The sequence below is a fragment of the Anseongella ginsenosidimutans genome (assembly GCF_008033235.1).
GTDB lineage: Bacteria > Bacteroidota > Bacteroidia > Sphingobacteriales > Sphingobacteriaceae > Anseongella > Anseongella ginsenosidimutans.
Genome location: NZ_CP042432.1, coordinates 1,723,956 through 1,746,475, shown reverse-complemented (window position 1 = coordinate 1,746,475; position 22,520 = coordinate 1,723,956). Strand labels below are relative to the sequence as shown.

At 51.0% G+C, this 22,520-nt stretch carries 27 protein-coding genes; 13 read left to right on the top strand and 14 right to left on the bottom strand.

Annotation, left to right across the window (positions count from 1 at the left end; genetic code table 11):
• Nucleotides 1-8 precede the first annotated feature (8 nt).
• The 10 genes from plsX (at nt 9) to FRZ59_RS07355 (ending at nt 8,037) form a co-directional block, all read left to right on the top strand.
• Nucleotides 9-947, top strand: a complete 939-nt coding sequence (gene plsX, locus FRZ59_RS07395; RefSeq protein ID WP_132129291.1) for a phosphate acyltransferase PlsX — start codon at nt 9-11, stop codon at nt 945-947.
• Nucleotides 948-961: 14 nt separating this feature from the next.
• On the top strand, nt 962-1,948 hold the full coding sequence (locus FRZ59_RS07390) for a beta-ketoacyl-ACP synthase III (RefSeq protein ID WP_132129290.1): 987 nt from the start codon (nt 962-964) through the stop codon (nt 1,946-1,948).
• Between the two features lie 17 nt (nt 1,949-1,965).
• Nucleotides 1,966-2,445 (top strand): acetyl-CoA carboxylase biotin carboxyl carrier protein, encoded by a 480-nt coding sequence (gene accB, locus FRZ59_RS07385; protein ID WP_132129289.1) that lies wholly within the window; start codon nt 1,966-1,968, stop codon nt 2,443-2,445.
• Nucleotides 2,446-3,798: an acetyl-CoA carboxylase biotin carboxylase subunit gene (gene accC / locus FRZ59_RS07380; protein ID WP_132129288.1), complete on the top strand. Its 1,353-nt coding sequence runs from the start codon at nt 2,446-2,448 to the stop codon at nt 3,796-3,798. It abuts the gene before it with no gap.
• Nucleotides 3,795-3,932, top strand: coding sequence for a hypothetical protein (locus FRZ59_RS18600; protein WP_165922844.1), 138 nt, complete (start codon nt 3,795-3,797; stop codon nt 3,930-3,932). The genes accC and FRZ59_RS18600 overlap by 4 nt, the downstream gene beginning before the upstream one ends.
• Nucleotides 3,901-4,842, top strand: a complete 942-nt coding sequence (tatC, locus tag FRZ59_RS07375) for a twin-arginine translocase subunit TatC (protein WP_225975234.1) — start codon at nt 3,901-3,903, stop codon at nt 4,840-4,842. Before FRZ59_RS18600 ends, tatC begins: the two co-directional genes overlap by 32 nt.
• A 10-nt stretch (nt 4,843-4,852) precedes the next feature.
• Entirely contained in the window at nt 4,853-5,284 is a 432-nt protein-coding gene (gene rpiB / locus FRZ59_RS07370; RefSeq protein ID WP_132129286.1) for a ribose 5-phosphate isomerase B, read from the top strand.
• Nucleotides 5,285-5,305: 21 nt separating this feature from the next.
• Nucleotides 5,306-6,928 (top strand): M28 family peptidase, encoded by a 1,623-nt coding sequence (locus tag FRZ59_RS07365; RefSeq protein WP_132129285.1) that lies wholly within the window; start codon nt 5,306-5,308, stop codon nt 6,926-6,928.
• Nucleotides 6,929-7,115: 187 nt separating this feature from the next.
• Entirely contained in the window at nt 7,116-7,580 is a 465-nt protein-coding gene (locus tag FRZ59_RS07360; RefSeq protein WP_132129284.1) for an Xre family toxin-antitoxin system antitoxin, read from the top strand.
• A gap of 1 nt (nt 7,581) precedes the next feature.
• Complete coding sequence (locus tag FRZ59_RS07355) at nt 7,582-8,037, top strand: RES family NAD+ phosphorylase (RefSeq protein WP_132129283.1); 456 nt, start codon at nt 7,582-7,584, stop codon at nt 8,035-8,037.
• A 164-nt stretch (nt 8,038-8,201) separates the two neighbouring features.
• Here FRZ59_RS07355 and wecB read toward each other — a convergent pair whose 3' ends face one another.
• The 12 genes from wecB to FRZ59_RS07300 form a co-directional block, all read right to left on the bottom strand.
• Nucleotides 8,202-9,290: a non-hydrolyzing UDP-N-acetylglucosamine 2-epimerase gene (gene wecB / locus FRZ59_RS07350; RefSeq protein WP_132129282.1), complete on the bottom strand. Its 1,089-nt coding sequence runs from the start codon at nt 9,288-9,290 to the stop codon at nt 8,202-8,204.
• Nucleotides 9,291-9,299: 9 nt separating this feature from the next.
• Complete coding sequence (locus FRZ59_RS19765; protein WP_349290834.1) at nt 9,300-9,644, bottom strand: elongation factor 1-alpha C-terminal domain-related protein; 345 nt, start codon at nt 9,642-9,644, stop codon at nt 9,300-9,302.
• Nucleotides 9,641-10,540 (bottom strand): sulfate adenylyltransferase subunit 1, encoded by a 900-nt coding sequence (locus FRZ59_RS07345; protein WP_349290833.1) that lies wholly within the window; start codon nt 10,538-10,540, stop codon nt 9,641-9,643. Before FRZ59_RS07345 ends, FRZ59_RS19765 begins: the two co-directional genes overlap by 4 nt.
• A gap of 73 nt (nt 10,541-10,613) precedes the next feature.
• Nucleotides 10,614-11,519 carry a sulfate adenylyltransferase subunit CysD gene (cysD, locus tag FRZ59_RS07340; RefSeq protein WP_132129280.1) on the bottom strand — a complete coding sequence of 302 codons (906 nt, stop codon included), beginning with the start codon at nt 11,517-11,519 and terminating at the stop codon, nt 10,614-10,616.
• A gap of 1 nt (nt 11,520) precedes the next feature.
• Entirely contained in the window at nt 11,521-12,141 is a 621-nt protein-coding gene (gene cysC, locus FRZ59_RS07335) for an adenylyl-sulfate kinase (protein WP_132129279.1), read from the bottom strand.
• Nucleotides 12,131-12,457 (bottom strand): SLC13 family permease, encoded by a 327-nt coding sequence (locus tag FRZ59_RS07330; protein WP_158640558.1) that lies wholly within the window; start codon nt 12,455-12,457, stop codon nt 12,131-12,133. Before FRZ59_RS07330 ends, cysC begins: the two co-directional genes overlap by 11 nt.
• On the bottom strand, nt 12,436-13,908 hold the full coding sequence (locus FRZ59_RS07325) for an SLC13 family permease (protein ID WP_147698269.1): 1,473 nt from the start codon (nt 13,906-13,908) through the stop codon (nt 12,436-12,438). The genes FRZ59_RS07330 and FRZ59_RS07325 overlap by 22 nt, the downstream gene beginning before the upstream one ends.
• A complete protein-coding gene (cysQ, locus tag FRZ59_RS07320; protein ID WP_132129277.1) occupies nt 13,896-14,732 on the bottom strand; it encodes a 3'(2'),5'-bisphosphate nucleotidase CysQ in 837 nt (278 codons plus the stop codon). The genes FRZ59_RS07325 and cysQ (FRZ59_RS07320) overlap by 13 nt, the downstream gene beginning before the upstream one ends.
• A gap of 140 nt (nt 14,733-14,872) precedes the next feature.
• On the bottom strand, nt 14,873-15,262 hold the full coding sequence (locus tag FRZ59_RS07315; protein ID WP_394345227.1) for a winged helix-turn-helix transcriptional regulator: 390 nt from the start codon (nt 15,260-15,262) through the stop codon (nt 14,873-14,875).
• A gap of 319 nt (nt 15,263-15,581) precedes the next feature.
• Nucleotides 15,582-16,403 (bottom strand): 3'(2'),5'-bisphosphate nucleotidase CysQ, encoded by an 822-nt coding sequence (gene cysQ, locus FRZ59_RS07310; RefSeq protein WP_132129275.1) that lies wholly within the window; start codon nt 16,401-16,403, stop codon nt 15,582-15,584.
• A 110-nt stretch (nt 16,404-16,513) separates the two neighbouring features.
• On the bottom strand, nt 16,514-16,861 hold the full coding sequence (locus FRZ59_RS07305) for a nucleotidyltransferase family protein (RefSeq protein ID WP_207910282.1): 348 nt from the start codon (nt 16,859-16,861) through the stop codon (nt 16,514-16,516).
• A complete protein-coding gene (locus FRZ59_RS07300) occupies nt 16,858-17,244 on the bottom strand; it encodes an HI0074 family nucleotidyltransferase substrate-binding subunit (RefSeq protein ID WP_207910281.1) in 387 nt (128 codons plus the stop codon). Before FRZ59_RS07300 ends, FRZ59_RS07305 begins: the two co-directional genes overlap by 4 nt.
• Nucleotides 17,245-17,389: 145 nt before the next feature.
• Here FRZ59_RS07300 and FRZ59_RS07295 point away from each other — a divergent pair, with 145 nt between their 5' ends.
• From FRZ59_RS07295 to FRZ59_RS07285, 3 genes are read left to right on the top strand one after another with little or no spacing between them, the layout of a single operon-like run.
• The gene (locus FRZ59_RS07295) at nt 17,390-17,722 is read left to right on the top strand and encodes a TIM barrel protein (protein WP_132129273.1); all 333 of its coding nucleotides are present in this window, start codon (nt 17,390-17,392) and stop codon (nt 17,720-17,722) included.
• Nucleotides 17,722-20,613 carry a DUF7133 domain-containing protein gene (locus FRZ59_RS07290; RefSeq protein ID WP_158640557.1) on the top strand — a complete coding sequence of 964 codons (2,892 nt, stop codon included), beginning with the start codon at nt 17,722-17,724 and terminating at the stop codon, nt 20,611-20,613. The genes FRZ59_RS07295 and FRZ59_RS07290 overlap by 1 nt, the downstream gene beginning before the upstream one ends.
• Before the next feature lie 15 nt (nt 20,614-20,628).
• Nucleotides 20,629-21,393, top strand: coding sequence for a ThuA domain-containing protein (locus tag FRZ59_RS07285; RefSeq protein ID WP_132129271.1), 765 nt, complete (start codon nt 20,629-20,631; stop codon nt 21,391-21,393).
• Nucleotides 21,394-21,422: 29 nt separating this feature from the next.
• Here the strand turns inward: FRZ59_RS07285 and FRZ59_RS07280 are convergent, their stop codons facing one another.
• Together FRZ59_RS07280 and FRZ59_RS07275 are read right to left on the bottom strand one after the other, a co-directional pair.
• Nucleotides 21,423-21,851: a hypothetical protein gene (locus FRZ59_RS07280; RefSeq protein ID WP_132129270.1), complete on the bottom strand. Its 429-nt coding sequence runs from the start codon at nt 21,849-21,851 to the stop codon at nt 21,423-21,425.
• On the bottom strand, nt 21,851-22,291 hold the full coding sequence (locus tag FRZ59_RS07275) for a helix-turn-helix domain-containing protein (RefSeq protein WP_132129269.1): 441 nt from the start codon (nt 22,289-22,291) through the stop codon (nt 21,851-21,853). The genes FRZ59_RS07280 and FRZ59_RS07275 overlap by 1 nt, the downstream gene beginning before the upstream one ends.
• Between the last annotated feature and the right edge of the window lie 229 nt (nt 22,292-22,520).

Genomic DNA, 22,520 nt, shown 5'->3' with positions numbered 1-22,520 from the left:
GGCATTCGATGCGAATTGGTTTAGATGCAATGGGTGGCGATTTTGCTCCTGAAGCTACGGTGAAAGGAGCGGTTTTAGCCCAAAAAGAATTACCCGTTGGTAATCAGATCGTACTCATAGGTAATACGGACCAAATCCGCCGCATCCTCAAGGAAGAGAATGCCGATGAGCATGCATTTGAGTTCGTTCACACGAGCGAATTTATCGGCATGGCCGACCATCCAACAAAGGCCATTGCCCAAAAAGCTACTGCAAGTATCCCCCTGGGTTTCCAGCTGCTGAAAGAAGGCCATATTGACGCCTTTTCAAGCGCCGGCAACACCGGGGCTATGCTGGTAGGGTCCATGTTCTCCATTAAAACCATTCCCGGCGTCATCCGGCCGGCAATGCCCACCATCGTCCCAAAGCTGAAAGGCGGGCTGGGACTGATACTGGACGTGGGCGCCAATGCCGACTGCCGCCCCGATAACCTGCTGCAGTTCGGGATACTGGGAAAGCTCCTGCTGGAAAATATTTACGGCGTCAAAAACCCCCGCGTGGGCCTGATCAATATCGGGGAAGAGCCTGAAAAAGGTAACCTTCTTACCCAGGCTGCCTATGCCCTCATGCGTGAGGAACCCAGTTTCAATTTCATCGGTAATGTAGAAGGCCGCGATCTGTTCACAGATATGGCCGATGTGATCGTATGCGACGGCTTTACCGGAAATGTGATTCTCAAGCTGGCTGAAACCTTTTACACCTTAACGGTTAGAAAAGGTTTCAATGACGTGTTCTTTGACCGATTTAATTATGAACAATACGGAGGATCGCCCATACTTGGGGTGAACGCTCCCGTAGTGGTCGGGCATGGCATCTCCTCGCCGGAAGCAATAAAGAACATGATCCTCCTTTCCCAGGACATGGTAACAACGAAACTCACCGAAAAGATAAGAAGGATCTTTAATTAATTATATTAGCGCCCATGACTAAAAATTACGCGGCCATCACTGCCGTTCACGGCTATGTTCCTGAATACATACTTAACAACCAGGAGCTGGAAACCATGGTAGAAACCAGTGATGAATGGATCACCACGCGAACGGGCATCAAGGAACGAAGAATTCTCAAGGGCGGCCGGGCCACTTCCGACATGGGGGTAGAAGCGGTGAAAGGCCTTCTCGACAAAAAAGGGATCAAGCCGGAAGAAATTGATCTGCTTATCTGCGCAACGGTCACCCCGGATATGCCCTTCCCCGCTACGGCTAATATCATTTGTGATAAGATCGGCGCTAAAAATGCCTGGGGCTACGACTTAAACGCGGCATGCTCCGGCTTTATTTACGCACTTTCAACCGGCGCGCAGTTTATTGAGAGCGGCATGCATAAGAAAGTGGTGATCGTGGGCGCCGACATGATGTCTTCTATTATAAATTATGAAGACCGGACCACCTGTATTATATTTGGGGACGGAGCGGGCGCTGTATTGCTGGAACCCAATCCGGAAGGCCTTGGAGTAATGGACTCTATTTTGCGCAGTGACGGATCCGGACGGCATTTCCTCCGGCAAAAAGCCGGCGGTTCAGCTTGTCCTGCCAGCATTGAAACAGTTTCCAACAGGGAGCATTACGTATTCCAGGAAGGAAAGGCTGTTTTTAAATTTGCCGTCGTTAATATGGCTGAAGTATCCGCGGAGATCATGGAGCGAAACCGCCTTGTATCAGAAGATATTGCCTGGCTCGTGCCTCACCAGGCAAATAAGCGTATTATTGACGCCACCGCCGAGCGCATGGGCATCGGCCCGGAAAAAGTAATGGTAAATATTGAAAAATACGGCAATACCACGGCCGGGACCATTCCCTTGTGCCTTTGGGACTGGGAGAACAAGCTGAAAAAAGGCGACAACCTGATATTGTCCGCTTTCGGAGGCGGTTTCACCTGGGGAGCGGTATACCTTAAATGGGCTTATTGACCAAAAAACCTAAGAACATGGAAATCAAAGAAATTCAGGATCTTATAAAATTCGTAGCCAAATCGGGGGTAAGTGAAGTTTCCATAGAGCAGGAAAATTTCAAGATCACCATCAAAACAGGCAAAGAGCAGACCGTGATCAATACCACGCTTCCTCCCGCGGGCGCTGTGCTGCCGCAGGCCCAGCCAGTTCCTGAAGTCCAGCGGCCGGCCCCTGAAAAGGCCGAAAAAGCTCCCGAAGCCGCCCAGCAGCAGAACCTGATCACCGTAAAATCTCCCATGATCGGAACATTTTACCGTTCTTCATCCCCTGATACGCCCGCTTTCGTAAATGCAGGAGACGAGATAAAGCCGGGCCAGGTTGTTTGTATTATCGAAGCCATGAAACTGTTTAACGAGATTGAATCGGAAATATCCGGGCGGATCGTAAAAATACTGGCCGAAGACGCCAGTCCTGTAGAGTATGATCAGCCGCTATTCCTCGTAGAACCTATATAAATGTTTAAAAAGATACTGATAGCGAACCGGGGGGAAATCGCCCTGCGGATCATCCGCACCTGCAAGGAAATGGGCATAAGAACGGTAGCGGTTTATTCCACTGCCGACCAGGAGAGCCTTCATGTACGCTTCGCAGATGAGGCGGTATGCATAGGACCGCCCCCCGCTAAAGACTCTTATCTCAACATTCCCAATATCATTTCGGCTGTTGAGATCACCAATTCGGACGCCATTCACCCGGGATACGGTTTTCTTTCCGAAAACGCGAAGTTTTCGGCGATCTGCCGGGATCACGGGATCAAATTCATTGGCGCTTCACCGGAAATGATCAATGCCATGGGCGACAAGGCTTCGGCCAAGGAAACCATGAAAAAGGCCGGCGTACCAACCATTCCCGGTTCAACCGGACTAATAAAGGACGTTGAGGAAGGCATTAATGTGGCAAGGGAAATAGGGTACCCTATTATTTTAAAAGCCACGGCCGGCGGCGGCGGCAGGGGCATGCGCATCATCTGGAAGGACGAAGAATTCCAGAAAGCCTGGGACTCAGCCCGCCAGGAAGCAGGAGCCGCCTTTGGCAATGACGGGATCTACCTTGAAAAATTCGTGGAAGATCCCCGCCATATTGAAATACAGATCATCGGCGACCAGTACGGCAAGGTAAGTCATCTTTCGGAACGCGACTGCTCCATCCAGCGCCGCCACCAGAAGCTCGTGGAGGAATCCCCTTCGCCCTTTATGACAGAAGAGCTTCGCAAGAAAATGGGCAAAGCCGCTATCGCAGGAGCCAAGGCCGTAAACTATGAAGGAGCGGGTACCATCGAATTCCTGGTGGACAAGCACCAGAATTTCTATTTTATGGAAATGAATACCCGCATCCAGGTGGAACACCCGGTTACCGAAGAAGTGATCAATTATGACCTTATTAAGGAACAGATCAAAGTTGCTTCCGGGATTCCTATTTCAGGCAAGAATTATTTCCCGGGCATGCATTCCATCGAATGCCGGATCAATGCCGAAGACCCGTTCAATGATTTCAGGCCAAGCCCCGGGAGGATCACCAACTTCCATTCGCCCGGCGGTCACGGAGTACGGGTGGATACACACGTTTATTCAGGATACCAGATACCCCCCAATTACGATTCCATGATTGCCAAGCTCATCACTGTGGCACAAACCCGTGATGAAGCCATCAGCACCATGGAACGTGCGCTGAGCGAATTCGTAATAGAAGGCATAAAGACCACGATCCCCTTCCACCAGCGCCTGATGCGGGATCCAAACTACAGGGCCGGTAATTTCACCACCAAGTTCATGGAAAGTTTCGACCTGTCTGAAAATGGAGAGGAATGAAAATAAGCCCCCGGCTGAAACCTTGGATTGCCATCGCTATCGGCCTTACCGTGGGGTTGCTGATAAAAAAAATGGCCATCGGGATCCTGGCGGGAATTGTAGTTGGCTTATTACTGGTCACCTATAAGCGATAAGAATGGAAGAGTCATTTTCAAAAAAACTGATAAAAAGATACGGCGAAAGGACCAGACGCTGGAAGATGAAATGTCATTCTTCGACCACCTGGAAGTACTTCGCTGGCATTTTATCCGATCACTGGCCGTATTATTCGCCTTTACCATTGTCGCCTTCCTGAACCGCGAAATTGTCTTTGACAAGATACTTTTCGGCCCTAAAAGCGTCGATTTCTGGACGTACCGGCAAATGTGCAAATTGGGGGATATGCTGAACATCGGCGGTATCTGCATTGAAGAGATACCGTTTACCCTTATGAATACGCAGATGGTAGGCCAGTTCACCCTGCATATCACCAGCTCGCTGGTTGTAGGCTTTATCCTGGCCTTTCCTTATATACTCTGGGAAATTTGGCGCTTTATCCGGCCCGCGCTTTACAGTAATGAAAAAAAATACAGCACGGGATTCGTGTTTTTTTCGTCCATGCTCTTTGGTATGGGGGTCCTGTTCGGGTATTTTATTTTCGTTCCCCTGAGCATTTCCTTTCTTAGCAACTATATCGTCAGCGATATCGTCACCAACCAGTACACGCTTAGTAACTATATTTCAACCGTAGCCACGCTCACCCTGGCCGCAGGCCTGATATTCGAGCTGCCTATTGTCATTTATTTTCTTTCCAAGGTGGGAATTATCACCCCATCTATCATGAAGCGGAACCGGCGCTATGCCATTGTGATCATCCTGATCGTTTCCGCCGTGATTACCCCCAGCGCAGACGTGCTTACGCAGGTCGTGGTGGCCACGCCCCTGTTGATTCTTTACGAAATAAGTATATTTGTATCAGGCTACGTAGTGCGTAAGAACAAGGAGAAGGAAGAAGAAGAGCTGGCTGAAGATTCCAGGGGAAATTACCGGGAACTGGAAGACTAATTATTTGAGTATGAAAATAGCTGTTGGCGGCGATCATGCAGGGTTTGATTACAAACAGGTACTGATCGGTGAACTGGAAGGGCTTGACCACCAGGTAAAGGATTTCGGACCGTATTCCGGTGATTCCGTGGACTATCCCGATTTTGTGCATCCCGTGGCCGAAGGTGTAGCCTCCGGCGAATACGACTTGGGCATCCTGCTCTGCGGAAGCGCCAACGGGGTTGCCATCACCGCCAACAAACACCAGGGCATTCGCGCGGCCGTCTGCTGGCTGCCGGAACTTGCGGAGCTTGGCCGTTCTCACAATAATGCTAATATCTGCTGTATCCCGGCCCGCTTTACTTCCCTTGAAGATGCTTCAACGATCATGAAAACCTTCCTGGGTACCGCATTTGAAGGCGGAAGGCACGCCAGGCGGGTAGATAAAATAGACCGGTGCTGAACCATTCACAACACCTTTTGTATGAAGAAGATCTTTGTTCTAGGACTGGCGCTGCTGAGTGCCGCTGCTTCGTTAAAAGCCCAGGAAACAGTCACCTCCGACAAGGACCGCGCCCCGGCGCCGGACCGTGCGGCTGCTAAATTCGGAGCAACTATTACTCCTAAAGACGCCAAAGCGCATCTTTCCGTGTTGGCCTCGGATGAATATGAAGGCCGCAATACCGGGGAAAAGGGCGGGCATATGGCCGCCGAATACATCGCCGCCTACTTTAAGAAGCTGGGGCTGGAAGGCCCGGTGGACGGCAGTTATTACCAGCAGGTAGCGCTGGTAAAGCAGCATATTAACGATAAAACCTTCACGGTAAACGGCGATTCCCTTCAGTTTCTTGAGGACTTCCTGTTCTTCCCTGATCTGCAGAAGCTGGAACTGGACGCTTCCGGGCTGATCTTTGCCGGTTATGGCATTGAGGATGAAAAATATAATGATTACCAGGATGTGGATGTTAACGGGAAAGTAGTGATGATCCTCCCGGGAGAACCCTTCGGCCCCGACAGCACTTCTTATGTAACCGGCAGCCGCGAATTTTCCGAATGGACGGCCAACCAGGAAAAAAAGCTGGAGCTGCTGAAGGAAAAAGGCGCCTCCGCCATCATTATGGTTACCAAGAGCGTCGCCACCTACGCGAAAAATTACCGGAATTATTTTGCCGGAAGCTCCATGAAATTAGCGAGCGACCTGAAAAACCAGGAAGAAAAACCGGCCTTGCTGTACGTAAGCCCCGAAGCCGCTGGCCGCCTGTTAGCCCCCGCTTCCTTATCCCTGCAAGACTTGCAGCGCAAGATCGCATCCACCGGCAAAGCCGCCAGCGCCCCGGTCAAAGTGTCGCTCCGCTTCCGGATCAACCGCCGCTCAGCCCCGGTTGATGCCGCCAATGTCCTGGGTTACCTGGAGGGCAGCGATCCGGAACTGAAAAAAGAACTCATCGTACTTACTGCCCATTATGATCATGAAGGCATCATCGATGGAAAAATATATAACGGCGCCGATGACGACGGATCCGGCACCACCGCCGTGCTGGAAATGGCCGAAGCCTTTGCCAAAGCAGCCAAAGCAGGTAAAGGCCCTCGCCGCAGCCTTTTATTCATGACCGTTACCGGTGAAGAAAAAGGCCTCCTGGGCTCCCGCTATTATTCCGATCATCCCGTATTTCCGCTGGAAAATACCATCACCAATCTGAATATTGATATGATAGGCAGGGTGGATTCTGTTCATGCGGGCAAGCCGGAATACGTGTACATTATCGGCTCCGACAAACTCAGCACGCAGCTGCATGCCATTAATGAAAAGGCCAACGCCACCTATACGAAGCTGGAGCTGGATTATACCTACAATGATCCGGACGATCCTAACCGTTTTTACTACCGCTCAGACCATTATAATTTCGCCAAGCACGGGATCCCCATCATCTTCTATTTTAACGGCGTACACGAGGATTACCACAAGCATACTGATGACATTGAGAAGATCAATTTCGATGCCCTCAGCCAGCGGACCCGCCTGGTATTTCACACAGCCTGGGAACTGGCCAACCGCGATCAGCGCCCGGAAGTAGATGTGGAAAACGCTTTCCCTTCAGACAGGTAAACCCTCTGACCGGGTACAGACTGATCGGGTACAGACTGACCGGGTACAGACTGATCGGGTACAGACTGACCGGGTACAGACAAGGCCAAAATAAGCTGTGGAAGCGACATTGTAAACCTGGACCGGGTAAAGAAGTTTTGGAGGAAGTACAAAAAAACACTAACTTCGATTCAAATAAAGACCCGGCATGGCATTACCTAAAAAAAAGGCAGTTTACCCGGCAAAAGAGCCGGAAAAGCCGGCGCTTATGCTCAGCGATACTGAAGCGCCTCCCTATGAATTAAGCCCACAGCAGAAGATCGCTAAAATCAAGTCAGGGATTTCCAAGAAAGATCTTACATCGCTAAAAGATGCAGCCAGCCTGGATTATGATATGCTGGCTGAACTGCTTTCCGTAGCAAGGGTAACACTCATTAACAAGAAGGGCGAGGAGAAATTCAACAGAAATGTCAGCGAAAAAATAATGGCTCTGGCAGATTTGTATAGTTATGGCTTCGACATTTTTGGAAACGGTGATAAATTCAATGCCTGGATGAACGAACCTAATGCCGCACTGGGACAAATAGCTCCGATTGAACTGTCGGACACTATTATCGGTATCCAGGAAGTAAAGCACCTTGTAGGCAGAATTGCTTTCGGCATATTTTCATAAGATGTTTGTATTCCACATAGGACATAGCCGGTATGCAAGCGATCTGACCGGAAAAGGCGCTGAATTACACGGAGGCCGGTGGAACGAAGCAGGATTACCTTGTATATACGCAGCTTCAAGCAGGTCGCTCGGCATTCTTGAATATGCCGCCAACGTGAAACTGGAATATCTCCCGGCGAGCCTGGCCATGACAACTTATGAAATCCCGGATAACTGCTGGAGAACCATTTCATTACAAGAGCTTCCGGCGAATTGGCAGGAAAGGCCTTTTCCCACCGAAACAGTTGCTTTCGGATCTGACTTGCTGCGAAAAAGGGAACATCTGGCCTTCCGGATACCAAGTGTCATTGTTCCGGCGGAGCATAACTTTATATTGAACCCGCTGCACCTGGACTTCAACCAGGTAAAGATCGCAGGAATTGAGCCGCTGGAGTTCGATACCAGGATCAAACAATAAACGGACTAACGTTTGCCGGCGCCGCAGAAGCAGGGCTGAGGCAGGGGCGGGAACTGAGGCGCGGCTGAAGCAGAGGCACGGGCTGCACCTGAGGCAGGGGCGGGAACTGAGACGCGGCTGAAGCGGGGAAGCTGAAGCAGAGCCAGGGGCTTAGGCAGGGCGGGCTATCCCAGGGCCAGCAGCTGATCTGCGATGCGTTCGGCAGCTTTACCATCCCAAAGTTCGGGGATCCCACCGGGTTTCCATTCGTTATTGAACAGCTTTTCGAAAGCCGGAGCAATGGCAGCCGGGTTGATGCCGAGCAGCTCGTTGGTGCCGATGGTACAGGTTTCAGGGCGTTCAGTACTGTCGCGAAGGGTCATGCAGGGAACCCCCATGACCGTAGTTTCTTCGGTGATGCCGCCGGAATCGGTAACCACGGCTTTTGCGTGCTGCACCAGGTAGTTGAACTCAAGGTAGCTCAGGGGATCTATCATGTGCAGGTTCGGGGCGGAGATCCCAATATTTTTCAGCATTTTGCCCGTCCGGGGATGTACCGGGAAAATCAGGGGAAGTTCGCGTGAAGCGCTTACGATCGCGTCCATCAGCGCCTTCAGCTGCTGTTCCTGGTCCACGTTCGCCGGCCGATGCAGGGTCATGACAATATATTCCTGCGCTTTGAGGCCGGTTTCCTGCCAGATGGCGGGCTGGACAAAGTTCGGCTGGTGTTTCAGCAGGGTATCGATCATGGTATTGCCCACGAAAAAGATCCGTTCCCCCGGGACGCCCGCTTTCGAAAGGTTAGCGCCGGCTATTTCCGAAGTAGTAAAAAAATAATCGGTAATGGCATCGGTCACCAGGCGGTTGATCTCCTCGGGCATACGGATATCGCCGGAACGAATGCCGGCCTCCACATGTGCCACACGGGTGTGCAGCTTTTTGGCCACAATGGAACAGGCCAGCGTGGAAGTAACATCTCCCACTACCAGCACCACGTCCGCGGGATGTTCCTGCAGGTCCTTTTCAAAGCGCACCATGATATTTCCCGTTTGTTCGGCCTGGCTGCCGCCGCCCGATTCCAGGTTCGCGTCCGGCTCGGGAATGCCCAGCTGCTCGAAAAAGCTGCCGCTCATGTTCTTATCATAATGCTGCCCGGTATGCACCAGCCGGTAATCAATATCGCGGCCTTCCTGCCGCCGGGCCTTGATGGCAGCAATGATCGGGGCGATTTTCATGAAATTGGGACGTGCGCCCGCTACAATGGTAACTTTCATTCTTTGATATTAAACGATCATACCGGCGGCAACCGTTTCGTTGGTATTTTCATCAATAAGCACCAGGCTGCCCGTATTGCGGTTGCGGCGGTAGCTGTCAAAAATAAGGCGCTGCATAGTGCGAAGGCGGACACGGGCGATATCGTTCATCTTCAGCTCGGCGTCATTTTCCACGCGCTGCAGGGTATTGATATCCATTTTATACACTACGTCCTTGATCACTGCGCGGGTTTCCCTGCTGGTATGGCGGATCGTATATTTTGCACCCGGCTGCGGGCCGCGCGCGTTAAGCCAGCAGATCATTATGTCAATGTCCTGCTCCATCTGGGGCTGGTTATTTTCCTTTACGATCATGTCCCCCTGCTGATATCAATATCGTCCTCCAGCGTCATGGAAACGGACATGGGCGGGAAAGCCTCGTTGATGGAACCGGTAAATGTATCAATGCTGCGAATGGTGGAACTCAGGCCTGAAGGCAGGACCACCACCTTATCTCCCGGACGGAAGATCCCGCCGGCAACACGCCCGGCGTAGCCGCGATAATCATGGTGTTCGTCGGAATGGGGGCGGATAATGGTTTGTACCGGGAAACGGGCGTCAATATGGTTCTCATCGCTGCCAATGTGAATGGTTTCCAGCGTATTCAGCAAGGTGCCGCCCTGGTACCAGTCCATGTTCTTCGAGCGGTCCACCACGTTGTCCCCGTGCAGGGCGCTGATAGGAATATAGCGGATATCGTTCACGACCAGCTTACTGGCAAACTCGTTGAACTGCTCTGAAATGCGGTTAAAAACCTCTTCGGAGTAGTCCACCAGGTCCATTTTATTGATACATACCACCAGGTGAGGGATCTCCAGGAGAGAAGCGATATAAGAATGCCGGCAGGTTTGCTCCACCACGCCGTTACGGGCATCCACCAGGATCAGCGCCAGGTTGGCGGTAGAAGCGCCGGTAACCATGTTGCGGGTGTACTGGATATGGCCGGGCGTATCGGCAATAATGAATTTACGCTTGGGTGTAGTGAAATAACGGTAAGCCACATCAATGGTAATACCCTGTTCTCTTTCGGCCTTCAGGCCGTCGGTAAGCAGGGAAAGGTCTATGTTCGCCAGCCCCTTACGTTCGCTGCTAGCCTTTACCGCCGCAATCTGGTCTTCAAAAATAGATTTTGAATCGTATAAGAGACGGCCTATGAGCGTACTTTTACCGTCGTCGACGCTTCCGGCGGTAGTAAATCGAAGAATTTCCATTTTTCTGTTTGAAAGTGCTATTTATAAAATTTTGAAAGCCGCGGCCTGAACCCGCTTACAGGCGGTGTTCAGCCTAAAAGTAGCCCTGTTTCTTGCGGTCTTCCATAGAAGTTTCCGAGCGTTTATCGTCGCTGCGGTTCCCCCGTTCGGTCTGGCGGCTAGCAGCCACTTCAACCACGATCTTTTCCAGCGTGTCAGCCTCTGACTCAATGCCGCCGGTAATGGTGATATCGCCCAGGGTACGGAAGCGGATCTTTTTGCGTTCCACCTGTTCCCCGTCACGAAGCTTCAGGTGTTCCGAAACCGGCAGCCAGGTATTGTCGCGGTACACAACATCCCGCTCATGAGCGATATAAAGCGAAGGAATAGGAATATTTTCCTTCATAATATAGTTCCAGATATCCATTTCCGTCCAGTTGCTGATGGGGAACACCCGGAAATGCTCTCCCATTTGCTTGCGGCCGTTAAAGATATTCCACAATTCAGGGCGCTGGTTTTTTGGATCCCATTGGCCGAATTCATCGCGATGCGAAAAGAACCGCTCCTTTGCCCGGGCTTTTTCTTCATCACGGCGGGCGCCGCCGATGGCGGCATCAATTTTATTGCTTTCAATAGCATCGAGCAGGGTCACGATCTGCAGCGCATTCCGGCTGGCGTTCAAACCCGTCTCTTCGCGCGCCCTTCCCTTGTCAATGGACTCCTGCACGGAACCCACGATCAATTGCACGCCCAGCTCTTGTACCAGGTCGTCCCTGAACTTGATGGTTTCCGGGAAATTATGCCCGGTATCGATATGGATCAGGGGAAGGGGAACCTTGGCCGGCCAGAAAGCCCGCTCCGCCAGGTGGGTTACCACGATGGAGTCCTTTCCGCCTGAAAAAAGAATTGCAGGACGCTCAAACTGAGCAGCCACTTCACGAATAACGTAAATGGCTTCCGATTCCAGTTCCTGCAGGTGATCGAGATAATACTTATGCACTCTATTTAATTTTAATTTTTGGCAATACTGCCTGAATCAATTCATTTAATGATACTTCCAATGTCTGTTCGCTGGTACGGATGTGAACGTCCGGCCGTTCCGGCGCTTCAAAAGGCGAGGAAACCCCGGTAAAATCCTGGATCTTACCGTCCCGGGCTTTTTTATAAAGGCCTTTCACATCCCTTTGCTCACAAACCTTTAGCGGACAGTCCACAAAGACTTCCAGGAAGTTTTCCGGCCCCACGAGTTCCCTTACCGTTTCCCGGTCTTTCCTGAAGGGCGAAACAAACGCGGCCAGCACTACCAGCCCTGCATCCAGCATTAAGTTTGCCGTTTCCCCGATCCGGCGAATATTTTCCGTGCGGCACTCCTTGGAAAAGCCCAGGTCCTTATTCAGTCCCTTTCGCACGTTATCGCCGTCCAGCAGGTAAGTATGTACCTGCCGCTCAAATAGTTCCTGCTCAAGCAGGCCGGAAAGCGTGGATTTCCCCGAGCCGGATAAGCCGGTGAACCAGATCAGCAGCGGACGATGGCCCTTCCTGCGCATCCGGTCTTCCCCCGTAACCTTGTGCTTATGAGGAATAATGTACAAACCTTCCGCAGAATGTTCTTTAGAACCCATAATACCACATAATAAAAACAATGCAAATTACCGAATAAATTAACGTAAAAGGAATTCCTATCTTTAAGAAATCCTTAAACTTATACCCGCCGGGCCCGTACACCATCAGGTTCGTCTGATAACTGAACGGCGCATGAAACGAGGCCGAAGCCGCGAACGCTACTCCCACGTAGTACGGTGTAGGGTCCACTCCCATTCCGTGGCACATCGCGTAAGCAATAGGAAATACGACCGATACCGCCGCCACGTGCGTCACAAATGAAGTCAGGACCAGGGTCAGCACGAATAAACCGGTCAGCACTCCAAAATCCCCCACATTCCGAAAAATGACGTAACCCCTTCCGCAACCATCACAGCGGCCCCCGAATCGATCAGGGCCCTGCTAAAAGTAAGTGAAGAAGCCAGAATAATGAGCAATTCCACGTCCAGGTGCCGTTTCAGGTCAGCAATTCCCAGCAATCCAAGCAATACCAGTGCCGAAGTTACCAGTAATAATCCGGTGAATAAATCCAGCAGGCCGCCAAGGACCAGCCCCATGAACAGCAGGAACAGGAAAATGAACCAGCGACGCTGCCAGGGACTGGATTCCTGCACTTTCTGCACTACGGATACCGGGTAAAGGATCCGGTTCTGGTTCACGCGCTTGTCAAAGTTACGCCCTGCAGAAAGCAGCATAAGATCGCCTGCCTTAATATATATTTCCCCAATTTTCCCGTGAAGTTTTTCCCCGTTCCGATGAATCGCGATCACAGCCGCATCATAATCTTCGCGAAAATTCAATTCCTTGAGCGTATGGCCGATCAGCAGGGAATTGGCCGGGACCACCATTTCCACCACATTTGAAAGCGGCTCCCGCTGCGACGCGGCCGTGGGAAGCATAAGCCCGTTACCGTCACGGATCAGCTCTATCACATTTTCCGTATCGCCCGCAAAAAAAAGGCTATCGTTTTCGCATAGCTGCTCTTCCGGCGCTACCGGGTTAATCACCTGGCCCTTCCGCGCTATCTCGAACAAATAGATCCCTTTCAGGTTCCGCAGGCTGGCCGAAGCAATGCTTTGCCCCACCAGGCTGGACCCGGGCGGCACCCGCGTTTCCACCAGGTATTCCCTTGTCTGTTCATTCAGCTCTTCCAGCACATCCGCCCTGTCAGGCAAGAGGCGATACCCGATAAAATACAAAAATAACACGCCCGCTACGGTCACCAGGAGCCCCAGCCACAGGAAATCATCCCATTCAAGAATAGGATCGCCTTTGGAAGCAATAAGCCCGTTCAGCACCAGGTTGGTGGAAGTCCCGATCACCGTGATCATCCCCCCAACAATGGCCGCGTAAGAAAGCGGGATCAGGAACCGCGAAGGATGCAATCCCCTTTTCTTCGCCCAGCGATACACGTAAGGAATCATCAGCGCCACAATCGGCGTATTATTCATTACCGAAGAAATCAGCGCTACCCCGCTGGTCATCCTGAGGGTAAAGGCGCGCGGGCTGCGGGCATTCCCGAATAGCCGGTCAAGCCCTCCAAGCAGATTAAAATGATCGTTTACTGCCGCCGTGATAAAGATCAGGAGGAAAATTGACAGGATGGATTCATTGGAGAAACTTTCCAGCAAGGCCTCCGTAGGTACCACCCCCGCGAGCAGGAAACAAATAACAGCCCCGAAAAATATTACCGAAGGCTTGATCCTTTCCCAGAAAAGCGCCAGTACTACCAGGAAAGTGACCGTCAATACAAGAATTTGCTGCGCGGAAGGACTTAGCTCAAGCATACGGGGCGTTCCACAATAAACCAGGGATTTAACAAATCCACCTTATTATATTCCAGCTCCAGGCCCGTTTTCGCATCGTACACCCTGCAGCCCGCATAGCGCGCAATCGCATGGCCCGCCGCCGTGTCCCATTCCATGGTCGGCGCCAGACGGGGATACAGGTCGGCGCTGCCTTCAGCCACCAGGCAGAGCTTCAACGAACTGCCCATGGAGACCGTTTCTACCTCACCGTACTGTTTTCTCTTTTCTTCAATAATGACTTCCGTTTCAGCGCTCAGATGCGAGCGGCTGGCCACCACCGCGTAATTTTTGCGTTCATTTTCAAGGGGCAGCACCTGCATGCCCTTTATAAGCTTTCGCTTCACGTAGGCCGTCAGTTCTTTATCCGTAGCGCCCGGCCATGCGGGCTCAATACCTTCCAGTTTCGTGCTGCCCTGGTTCCAGGCGCCGTAATACAATATCTTTTTCACCGGAACATAGATCACACCCAGCACAGGTACCCGCTTGTCAATCAATGCGATATTGACGGTAAATTCCCCGTTCCGCTTGATGAATTCCTTGGTCCCGTCCAGGGGATCCACCATCCAGAAACTTTCCCAGGGATGCCGTACGTCGTACGGAATGGACCTCCCTTCTTCGCTCAGCACGGGAAGCCCCGTGATGATCAGCTTTTCCGAGATCACCTTATGGGCCCTGCGGTCCGCCTCCGTCAATGGTGTGCGGTCCTCTTTTAATTCTACCGCAATCTCTGAATTATAGACATCTAAAATCTCCGCGCCCGCTCTGAGCGCGGCACCAATAGCAACAGATATATTTGAAATCAATTGACGCTAGTATTAGTTTAAACCAGATCGTAAAATTAGTTATTCCATCCAATATGCTCAGCACATAGTTTCTCAACTTCCGTACAATTTTTTTCCCGCGTCCCAAGGCCGGGGGCTGCCTTTCAGAAGCCCGGGATCCGCTATTTCAACACATCCCAGTATCCGCCCCGCGAAGCGCCTTTTCGTTTTATAATCCCTTTTTCCTTCAAAGAATCAAAATGTTTTTGACTTGCGGAGGGATTAATACCAAGGCCTTCGGCCACTTCCCTGTATCCAATTGAAGGATTTCCCTTAATAAGCTGATAAACTTCCCGCTGCCGCTCAGAAAGCAGAAGCTCATCTTTTGCACCACCTTTTGCGCCACCTGAATAATCGCGCTTTCCCGTCTGAAAAACTACCTTCATATAATCCTGCCCTTGAAGAAAAGACGGAGTATTGTTGTTATATGTCCTCCAACCCATTTCCATTTTATCAAATCCGTATCCCGAATTTTCAACCAGTTTAACCACCCTAAATAATTTCGCAATTATCGGGTTACGCGGTAAACGGCAAATCTACCGTTTTCCGTAAGCGGTCCATCAAGGCGCAATAATACTGCCACAGATTCTCGTATTCGCCAATCCGGTATGTATAGCGAATTTTCGCATCTCCGTAACCGGTACCCGGTATTTTAAGGTAATCAGCCTGAAATCTACCAGCGCATTAGTTAATTTTAACGCTTTCATAGATGACGTCAATTAAAATTTTAACTCCTTTTGAAACATTCCCCGTGCAGAAGCAGACGGTAGCCTTCAACAAATTTAGTCGTTGGCCGGCAAGGGGCCTAGCAAAAAAGAATAGCTAAAAGTTTTAACTGGCGACGGCTGCCGCGAAGTCGGGCCGCTCCACGATAAACCAGGGGTTCCGGAGATTCTCCTTGTTATAACTCAGCTCCGCATTGGTTGCATGGTCATATACCCGGCAACCGGCAAACTTCGCAATGGCATGGCCGGCGGCGGTATCCCACTCCATGGTAGGAGCCAGGCGTGGATAAACATCGGCGGATCCTTCCGCTACCAGGCAGATCTTCAGGGAACTTCCCACGGAAGTCGTTTCTACCTTTCCGTACTGTTTTCTTTTCAATTCAATGAACGCCTCCGTTTCAGGGCCGGAAAAGTACTGCCCCGCCACGATCGAATAGGAGCGACGGCCGTTCCGGAAAGGAAGCTGGCGGGCCGACCCCGTTATAACCGGCCAATCCAGGGGCATTCCCGGCCTGATCCCTTCCAGTTTAAAGCTGCCGGTGCCTTCCGAACCGTAATACAATGTACCTCTCAGCGGCGCGTATATCACTCCCAGAACCGGCCTTCCGCCCTCAATCAATGCAATATTTACCGTGAAGTCACCGCTCCGGCTGATAAACTGCCGCGTGCCGTCCAGCGGATCTACCATCCAGAACCGCTCCCAATCATTACGATCCGAAAAAGCAATGGCCTCGCCCTCTTCGCTCAGCACCGGGATCCCGGTTGTGAGGAGCGCCGTTTCTATAATGCTGTGAGCCCGCCGGTCAGCTTCTGTGAGCGGAGACAGATCTGCCTTCCATTCCACAGAAATTTCAGAGCGGTACACATTCAGTATCTCCGAACCCGCATTCAGGGCGGCATTGATAATCAGGGGCAGGTAATTATTCACCTTCGTTTATTTAAATCCAAAAACCGCTGCTAAGCAACGGCTGGCAACAAAGGTATAAAAATTAGATATAAAGTCTATGGAAAAAGTAGAGTTTGCTTCGGGAGCCTGTGTCAGGAATAGAACACCTTACCTACACGGTTAATATGTTCGACCAATTCAGGGGTTCTAATGCGTTCATACATTGAAAGATCGATCATGTAAGGCAATGCCAGTTCGTCCAGCCGTAAGCTGGTCTTATTAACTAAAGCAGGTGTTAATCCCTCCCCTTTCAGCGTGAGGTCGATGTCAGAAGCGGCCCTATACGTTCCTTTCGCCCGGGAGCCATAGATGGTTGCTTCCCGTACGCAAGTAAAAGATGTAAGCACCGCGTTGATCCTGTCTATCGTTGATGTACTTAATCCGAACGGCATATCAGTAAAGATCTTCCATTTCTTGGAGAAAGGCTTTGAACAAGTCATAATATTTGCCAAAAACGGCATCGGCAATTTCCTTCGCTGTGTGTTCTTCGTAGGTGTGAGATCCATCCTTCCCCGTCGCCGATCAGTCCCCGGTTAAACGCCAGCCTGATAGCGTCTCTGCTTCCCTGGATCCCACCTACGCCCTGAAACGTATAATAATCCTTCGTTACGTTCCAGGCCAGCTCGCAGGTGTACTCAAATGACTGAATGAGGCCTTGTTCTTCCAGTTCGTTCAAGGTCCTCTTATCAATGAATTTCTGCAATTGTGAAAATGCTTTTTTATAATTATGCAGACGCTGTTTCCAGCGGATATCGCTGCCATACGTCTTCCTTTCAGGAAGATATTTATGCTTTACTGTTCTGGTAGTGTTTTCAGAATTCATCTTAAAAAATGCTTAAACAAATTTAGCCATTCATCAAAAAACATCCTATCAAAAAAGAATAGCTAAAAGTTTTAAGCAAGGTCGTTTAGCCCTGCGTTGACAAAGTGCTTTTTAAATGATATTTTTATAGACAAAATATATCCTGGTGTCTCCCGGCAATGTCTTCATAGCAGGCAACGATCCGCTCACTTATTTAAAGGCGATCCGGCCATGGCTCCGTCATGTTCACTGCAAGGATGTTCCCAAAGCAATGGCAGAAGCAGATCGCGGAGAAGAAACCGGGATCGCTTCATCGGAGGTATCTATCGGGAATGGCGCAAATGCAGGCCATATTGAAGCTTGTATCAATTATTTGAAAGAAACCACATGGGACGGAGTCTTTTCAGTCGAGACACTTGGTACACCGGGCAATATCCGTGAAAGTACCGAATGGCTGCGGTCTGTTATTGCCGCGCCTGTAAAACACACTATTGCCTGATGGTAAAATTAAGATCAAAGAGCGGCATTTTATTCTGGCTGACCGGCCTGGGCCTTCTGGCCCTGGCCGGATGGCTATGGATAAAACAAGGAACACCGCAGAGCAGCCCGGAAACGGAATTCAGCTTACGGAATGGCTTGCGCCTGGAAGTGATCGCGACCGAACCCGATGTCATCAATCCCATGACCATGTGCGTTGATGAGGAAGGAAACATCTACGTTACCGAATCGGCGACCTACCGGTACGGGGTCGAAGGCTCCCCTTCGGGAAAGGCTGACAATACGATAAAACGCATAAAGCCCGGTACGCAAGGCCGGCCGGAAGAAGTAGAAGAAGTAAAGGTAGTAGCCAGCGGGTTTGAGAATCCCGTAATGGGCGTATACATTTATGAAAACAAGCTGTACGCCACCTGTCTGAATGAGTTGTTCGTCATGGACATCACGCCCACCGGCGACCTAGTTAACCGCAGGCTCCTGGTAAAAGACGCCGCGGAACCCTGGAACCCATTCGGTATGTACCGGGTAGCGGTGGGGCCCGACGGCCGGCTTTGGCTGGCGATCGCTGACCATCCCGGAACAATACCTGTAACGCTCACGGGTTCCGACGGCAAAACCGTGCAGCTGAGCGGGCAGAGCGGAGGCATCGTAAGCTGTAACCTGGATGGTTCCGGCCTGGAAATGATGGTGGAAGGCTTTCGCGCACCCTTCGCCTTTGATTTTGATCCCTGGGGAAACCTTTGGGCCGTTTCCAATGGTGAAGGCAGCCCCAACCTGTATGTAAAAGTGATCCCCGGCATGGATTACGGGTACCAATCGAGGGATGTTTCCTATGCCTGGCTGGCAGGAAAAACGTCACTTGCCCCGCCCGTATATGAGATGGGCGCCGGGGCCAATACAGCCGCGCTCCACTATTACAGTTCCCTGTTCGGCGATTCCTTCCGGGGAAGCATCCTCATGGCCAATTGGGGCAGCCACGGAGCCAATCCCGGCAACCGGAGCATCAAGCAATTCTTCCTGGATAAAGACCGCACAAGCGGCGAAGAACAGCTGGAAACACTTCGGGAAGCTGAGCAACCGCTTATTACGTCCGCCGATACCATGTTCAGGCCCACCTGCCTGATCCCCGCCCCGGATGGCGGATTGTACCTGGCAGACTGGCATGGAGTTGACGATGAAAGCAACCAAACCGGCCGCATTTACAAAATTGTCCCGGAAAACAACCGGCCGGAACCAGGCCCCGCCATGGAAGAGATCCGGAAAATGGATCCGGAAAGCCTGAGCGGGCTGCTGAGTCACCGGAACCATTTTACCAGGGAACAGGCCATTCAAAGGCTGGCCAGGTCCGGCGAAGCAGCTCTCCCGGCGCTGGGTAAGGTATTGGATAGCAGGGAAGACCCGCTGGCTGCCGCGGGGGCAATTTGGGCGCTGGTCAGGATAAACACCAACTCCGCCGCCCAAAAATTAAAACAGGCACTCCAGCATCCCGACACCAGGATACGAAGCCTGGCAATGCGCCAGCTGCGGGACATGAAAGCGCTTTTTTTAACCAAAAACGAGCTGGAACTCCTGGCCCGGCCCCTTGCACAATCCGATCCCTCCGCGGAGGTAAGAGTAGAGGCCGCCCTGTCATCAGGCAGCCCGGAGGCTATTAGCAAAGGCCTCCTGAGCGCCCTGGAAATTGCCGCTGACAGACGCCTGCGCTACCGCATCGGATTCGAACTTGGAAGGAACGCCAAAATTGAAGTACTGGAGAAACTGGCCGGATCCACGGACCCCGAAATGCAGAAGATCGCTTTCATTGCCGCGGAAACCGCACAAAATGAAGGAAACGCCCTGGCGCAGGCCGTAGCAGGCTGGGATATGGGCGTTGTTGATCAAAATGCCGGGGAAACACTCGTCCGGAGGGTACTGTCGGGCAGCGGTCCGCTCTCCACCAGCGAACGGCTAACCGCCCTGAAGTGGCTGGCCACACAGCCGGCCGGCCCAGAGGAAAAACTGATCGCTTTTTTAGCCGCCTGCCTGGAAGACCCGGACTATCCCGTCCAAATGGCAGCGCTGGAAGTAATAAGAAATAGCAAACCGGCGTCACCGGACCTTGGACAAGCCGTGCTGCATGCAGCGCATGAAGCCGGAAGTAAAAACCTTGCCTTTTTGCAGGCAGAAGCCATTTATGCATTGGGAAGCTTTAAGAAAACAGCGGAAAGCCACCATTGGTACTCCTGGATAAGTAATGCTTCCGCCGATGTGGTTACCGCCTCCTTACGGGCCTTACGCCAGGGCATCAGGCCCCCGGCGCTCATGGATACCCTATGGCCGGCAGCCGCCGAAGCCGCCCGTACACACCCGTCACTTGCCGGAGACGTCGCCTTTACTTTCCGCCGGCAGGCCGCCGCAGACGAAGCCCTGAAAAACCTGGCAAATCGCGGTGAAGACAAGCAGCAGCTTGCCCGCGACATCCTTTCCTCGTTAAAGGAAGCTTCTGTTCAACGCGGCAAATGGGCCTTCGCCAGCGCCTGCATCGCGTGCCACACAACCGACACCCGTTCAGACGCAGAAAAACTTGGCCCCGGGCTTGCCAGCATTGGCGCTTCCGCCAGGGCTGAATATATCGTTGAATCCATCCTGGAACCCAGCAAAATCCTGAAGACCGGATTTCAATTGGAAACACTGGAGATGCAAGACGGACGCACCCTTTCAGGGCAAGTGAGCATGAAGGATAAAAAAGCAGTCATCAGCAACCTGGGTGCAGAACAAATAGTGGACCTTGACGATATCAAAACACGCAGCACCAGCCACCTGTCCCCCATGCCATCCGGCCTGGACAACGGCATGACAGTCGCCGAACTTGCCGACCTGACGGCCTATCTTTTATCACTTAACGGAACAGAATAAAAACTAAAAGCCGCCATGCACATTAACACCTCATCCCTCCGGCAATGGGCCGGTATTCTCCTGCTGATATTTTTTATTTACCCAGGCTGTTCAGGCGGATCGGGTTCCAAGTCAATTAAGGTACTCATTGTCACCGGTATGGACCATCCCGCCCATGACTGGGAAACCACCTCCAAAGCCGTCCGCCGGGAACTTATGAAAGACCCGCGCATGAAAGTGGATATCCTTGATAATCCCTACCGCCTTGACACTGTCGACCTGCAGGCAAATTACGATGTCGTTTTCCTTAACTTCAACAATTGGGAAAAACCGGACCCGGGAAAGGAAGCACAGGAAAACCTGCAAAACTTTGTAGCGGAAGGAGGCGGACTGGTATTGATGCATTTCGCTTGCGGCGCTTTCCTGGACTGGGAAGAATTCCCCCAGCTGGCCGGCAAAGTCTGGGATCAAAAGAACGCGCATGACCCCAGAGGCCAATTTACCGTAGAGCTTACGGATACCACCCACCCCGTGACCAAGGGCATGGAATCCTACGTAACTGATGATGAACTCTATACCTGCCTCACTGGCAGCAAACCGGTAGCATTGCTGGCAAGGGCACGCTCCGTGGTAAGCCACGACCAACATCCCATGGCCTTTACCCTCAACTATCAAAAAGGGAAGGTATTTCATACCACGCTTGGACACGACGCCCGCGCCGTGCAGGTGCCGGGCACATCCCGGCTGCTGAGGAACGGGGTGGCCTGGGCGGCATCAGCACCTACCCACACTGGCCCGTAACGGTAGCAAATCAGGCCTGACGTAGCAAGTTACTTTATTAGTTCTTTGGGATTTAACAAGGGCAAAATTTCATTTTGAAGTATCGTACCCCGGAGTCGCTCGTATAAAATTCCCCTAACCGTACCTGTTACGATCCCAAACAAGTTAACCATTAACGTATCGGGAATCTGATATCCTTCTTCCGCTTTCTTGACAACTAATTCGAAAGGAAGAACTTTAAATCGCACCGAAGTCTTTAGCTCACCAAAAAGGGTATTGAGTTCACGGATATTCAGCTTGACTGTGGTAAGGACCTCCAATTCACTTGAGTCACTCAAAACACGTACCTGGAATTCAGACTGAAATTCCAATGCATCGTCCGCCTCGATGTTAAAAGCACCTACTTCATATTGAGAAAATCCCGATACAATTATTGAGGATATCCTCATCTGGAATTGAGGACCTGCTTTACTTTCCATTATTTTAACGTTTCATATTCGATGTCAGTGACGTTCATCATTGACTTACTTCCCTGTCTAAATGAAAATCCATGACTATCATCATTAGAAATAAACATCGTTAAATGGTCATCAAAGGACCAGAATATTTGCTCTCTAATCTTTTGCCGCAAAATTTCGTCGTCCTTTAAAAATATTCTAAAGTCAAACTTCGCGGCAAAGGCCTTCTCAAACTTGCTAATAAAAGATACATTTACGTTTTTAACGCCTGTCATCAGTTGGCTGATGTATGATTCGGAATATCCCAGTTCGATGGCTAGCTCCCTGTTTGATAAATTCTTGGAATCCAAAATCTTGTCAATCTCCTTCATAATCCGCAAACTGACTAAAGATTCATCCAAACTGTTTCTATTCTTATCGATGTACGACTGAATGGAAAACTGCTTTGTTACTTTGCTCATGATAATAGCCTTTTTTGAATCTGAATGTACTCTATAGCATCAATTGTAGTAGTCAACTTTTTTGTGTTTTCTTGCGATTCTTTCTTTCCGTACCTGCAAATATAGAGTTCCCTATACCCTTTGTTTATCATTTGCAGCGTATAAAATCTATGCTGATCAACTTTTATCGCGTAAACGGATCCAAAATCAAAATCTCGCTCCCAATTATATTGCGTCTAATTATAAACGT

What these genes read in the sequence shown, in the direction of transcription:
- cysC (WP_132129279.1), bottom strand. Translation starts at nt 12,141, where the DNA reads ATGGGTTCTAAAGAACATTCTGCGGAAGGTTTGTACATTATTCCTCAT.
- FRZ59_RS07300 (WP_207910281.1), bottom strand. Translation starts at nt 17,244, where the DNA reads ATGAATTCTGAAAACACTACCAGAACAGTAAAGCATAAATATCTTCCT.
- FRZ59_RS18600 (WP_165922844.1), top strand. Translation starts at nt 3,795, where the DNA reads ATGAAAATAAGCCCCCGGCTGAAACCTTGGATTGCCATCGCTATCGGC.
- rpiB (WP_132129286.1), top strand. Translation starts at nt 4,853, where the DNA reads ATGAAAATAGCTGTTGGCGGCGATCATGCAGGGTTTGATTACAAACAG.
- FRZ59_RS07275 (WP_132129269.1), bottom strand. Translation starts at nt 22,291, where the DNA reads ATGAGCAAAGTAACAAAGCAGTTTTCCATTCAGTCGTACATCGATAAG.
- FRZ59_RS19765 (WP_349290834.1), bottom strand. Translation starts at nt 9,644, where the DNA reads ATGATCGTAAAGGAAAATAACCAGCCCCAGATGGAGCAGGACATTGAC.
- plsX (WP_132129291.1), top strand. Translation starts at nt 9, where the DNA reads ATGCGAATTGGTTTAGATGCAATGGGTGGCGATTTTGCTCCTGAAGCT.
- wecB (WP_132129282.1), bottom strand. Translation starts at nt 9,290, where the DNA reads ATGAAAGTTACCATTGTAGCGGGCGCACGTCCCAATTTCATGAAAATC.
- FRZ59_RS07325 (WP_147698269.1), bottom strand. Translation starts at nt 13,908, where the DNA reads ATGCTTGAGCTAAGTCCTTCCGCGCAGCAAATTCTTGTATTGACGGTC.
- FRZ59_RS07365 (WP_132129285.1), top strand. Translation starts at nt 5,306, where the DNA reads ATGAAGAAGATCTTTGTTCTAGGACTGGCGCTGCTGAGTGCCGCTGCT.
- FRZ59_RS07285 (WP_132129271.1), top strand. Translation starts at nt 20,629, where the DNA reads ATGCACATTAACACCTCATCCCTCCGGCAATGGGCCGGTATTCTCCTG.
- FRZ59_RS07290 (WP_158640557.1), top strand. Translation starts at nt 17,722, where the DNA reads ATGGTAAAATTAAGATCAAAGAGCGGCATTTTATTCTGGCTGACCGGC.
- FRZ59_RS07345 (WP_349290833.1), bottom strand. Translation starts at nt 10,540, where the DNA reads ATGGAAATTCTTCGATTTACTACCGCCGGAAGCGTCGACGACGGTAAA.
- accB (WP_132129289.1), top strand. Translation starts at nt 1,966, where the DNA reads ATGGAAATCAAAGAAATTCAGGATCTTATAAAATTCGTAGCCAAATCG.
- FRZ59_RS07305 (WP_207910282.1), bottom strand. Translation starts at nt 16,861, where the DNA reads ATGACTTGTTCAAAGCCTTTCTCCAAGAAATGGAAGATCTTTACTGAT.
- accC (WP_132129288.1), top strand. Translation starts at nt 2,446, where the DNA reads ATGTTTAAAAAGATACTGATAGCGAACCGGGGGGAAATCGCCCTGCGG.
- FRZ59_RS07390 (WP_132129290.1), top strand. Translation starts at nt 962, where the DNA reads ATGACTAAAAATTACGCGGCCATCACTGCCGTTCACGGCTATGTTCCT.
- FRZ59_RS07280 (WP_132129270.1), bottom strand. Translation starts at nt 21,851, where the DNA reads ATGGAAAGTAAAGCAGGTCCTCAATTCCAGATGAGGATATCCTCAATA.
- FRZ59_RS07355 (WP_132129283.1), top strand. Translation starts at nt 7,582, where the DNA reads ATGTTTGTATTCCACATAGGACATAGCCGGTATGCAAGCGATCTGACC.
- FRZ59_RS07360 (WP_132129284.1), top strand. Translation starts at nt 7,116, where the DNA reads ATGGCATTACCTAAAAAAAAGGCAGTTTACCCGGCAAAAGAGCCGGAA.